Here is a 2,445-nt window from a genome sequence, read left to right as displayed (position 1 = left end):
TCTTTTGAGTGATATTGCATATTCTTTGGCACGGCGATTCAGTACGTAAATAGACGATCCGAATCCGCCTAGGACTGTCCCCGTAATGCCAAGCATTGCAATAATGGCTTTATTTATTCCCTGAGAGGCGGCTGCATTCGGGTTCCCAAAGCAGGTAGCACAGGCATAGCTCACTTCGGGTAGAAGTGCCAACCCTAAAACCAATGTAATAATGATCCCTTTTTTCATCAGGAAATCGTTTTGAATTTTTTTAACACTTGAATACCATAAATCACAAGTCCTGATCCCGCTAAAAAAGAAACGATCGCTAATAAAATGGACCGATCCCATTCCCATAAACCAAACCAAATTGTAATGGCAATGGAGAGAATGATGAAAATGATGTGAAAAGTCTTTATTGACATTTTATATCTTTGTCTGCGCTAGCATGTTGCCCAAGGGTAATAACATGAGGATTAAAAACATTGCTGCCGTAATTAAAAGCGTCCAATAAATGGTAATTTTTTCATCAATCAAATGCATAAAATAACTTGCCACTAAAGCACCCTTAACACTGGCAACCCCCAAGGCTAAAACCACTGATGCGCCCACACCTAAATCCAGGTAAGAAATAGCAACGGTCACGACGGTGAAAAAAGCCAATGCAACAAAGACAATTACATATGTTTTGACGTGATGCCTAATTTCTTCAGGCGTTAAATCAGCCATGATAATTCCTCATAATAAGTAAAGTACCGGAAATAAGAAAATCCATACTAAATCTACAAAATGCCAATACAATCCGACAATTTCAATCCGATTGGTAAAACGATCAGGATCACTTTCCCACATTTTAGCGCCTGGCATCCAGAAAAAGAAAATAACAATCATACCACCAATAATATGGAGGACATGAAGGCCGGTTAATGTAAAATAAATGCCAAGAAAATTATTAGTGGATGGGAATAATCCATGATGAAACTTGGCTGTATATTCAAAATATTTAACCACTAAAAATGATGCAGCCAAGAGTAGGGTTAAACCCGCATAGAGTTTGAATTTATCAAATTCTTTTAACTTGAGTGAGGCCCAACTCATCACCATGGTCACTGATGAAGTAATAAGAAACAAGGTATTGAGTGTGGCCAATGGCACATTCAGAATATCAGCACCCGTTGGCCAGGATTCGGCACCTGTCCGCAAAAAAACATAGGCAGAAAACAATCCGCCAAACAGCATGACTTCTGATGCCAAAAATAACCAAATGCCTAACTTTCCGTTGTAAAGACCGGTATCCGGTCTGTCTTTAACGGTATATGGGATATCCATAAATCTTAACCCTTCTCACTTTGAGGTGTAAAATCTTTATCAGCGCCGGGTACACTGTATTCGTAAGGACCGCGGTAAACAGTTGGTACCGTTTCAAAATTTCCATGGCCCAAAGGCGGAGATGTGGTGTCTGTCCAATCGATCGTTGTGGCACCCCAGGGATTCGTTTCACCGGTTTTCTTACCGCGTAAACTGATAATCATATTCACAATGAAAAAGATTTGAGCCAGGCCGAGAAGCCATGCGGAAATAGACATAACTTCATTCAAATAAAGGACATCGGCTGCATGGGCATAAATTTCACCGCCGTCCCAGAGACGTCGGGATACGCCTGCTAATCCCTGGACAAACATGGGCATGAAAACGCCATTCATAAAAATGAATGAAAAGAAAAAATGTAGTTTCCCCAACGTTTCATTGGTCCGTTTTCCCGTTATTTTCGGAAACCAATAATAAATTCCTGCAAACAAGGCAAAAATCGTTCCCGGTGCAACAACATAATGAAAATGGCCAATGACATAATAAGTGTCATGAAGATGAATATCAGATGCAGCTAATCCCAATGGCAACCCCGTCAACCCTCCAATTCCGAACATGGGAATAAAACCAAGAGCGAATAACATGGGTGTATTAAACCGAATTGAACCACCCCACAGGGACAAAAATAATGTGGTAAGGATGACCACGGACGGTATTGAAATAATCATGGTTGTGGTCTGAAAAAAGGCACCGATTGACGTTCCCATCCCCGTGATATACATGTGGTGCGCCCAAACAATAAAAGACATAAAACCGAGGAAAATCATAGCATAAACCATTGCTTTGTAACCCCAAATCGGTTTCCGTGTATTATTGGCAATCACTTCCGTAATGATACCAAATGCAGGTAAGATCAATACATATACTTCCGGATGGGCAAGAAACCAGAAGAGATGCTGCCATAATAATGGACTCCCACCACCAGTATAGTTCTGCACTACTCCGGATACGACCAACCCGCTGGGCATAAAGAAACTTGTCCCAGCAAGGCGATCCATCAATTGTAATACACCGGCTGCTTCTAATGGCGGAAATGCCAAAAGTAATAGGAAGGCAGTGATAAACTGTGCCCACACAAAAATGGGTAGTTTCATCCAT

At 41.1% G+C, this 2,445-nt stretch carries 5 protein-coding genes; all 5 read right to left on the bottom strand.

The window, feature by feature from the left end; genetic code table 11:
• The coding region (locus tag HN459_03390; protein ID MBT3478486.1) for a hypothetical protein at positions 1–228 on the bottom strand (228 nt) is incomplete at its 3' end.
• Positions 228–404 (bottom strand): hypothetical protein, encoded by a 177-nt coding sequence (locus HN459_03385; GenBank protein ID MBT3478485.1) that lies wholly within the window; start codon positions 402–404, stop codon positions 228–230. The genes HN459_03385 and HN459_03390, both read right to left, overlap by 1 nt.
• Position 405: 1 nt before the next feature.
• Entirely contained in the window at positions 406–708 is a 303-nt protein-coding gene (locus HN459_03380; GenBank protein ID MBT3478484.1) for a cytochrome C oxidase subunit IV family protein, read from the bottom strand.
• A gap of 9 nt (positions 709–717) precedes the next feature.
• Complete coding sequence (locus HN459_03375; protein ID MBT3478483.1) at positions 718–1,308, bottom strand: heme-copper oxidase subunit III; 591 nt, start codon at positions 1,306–1,308, stop codon at positions 718–720.
• A 5-nt stretch (positions 1,309–1,313) separates the two neighbouring features.
• Positions 1,314–2,445: cytochrome C oxidase subunit I (locus HN459_03370; GenBank protein ID MBT3478482.1), on the bottom strand; the 1,132-nt coding region annotated here is incomplete at its 5' end.

This window comes from Candidatus Neomarinimicrobiota bacterium, from assembly GCA_018647265.1.
Classification (GTDB): Bacteria; Fidelibacterota; Marinisomatia; order Marinisomatales; family TCS55; genus TCS55.
This window is presented reverse-complemented; position numbering and strand designations above follow the sequence as displayed.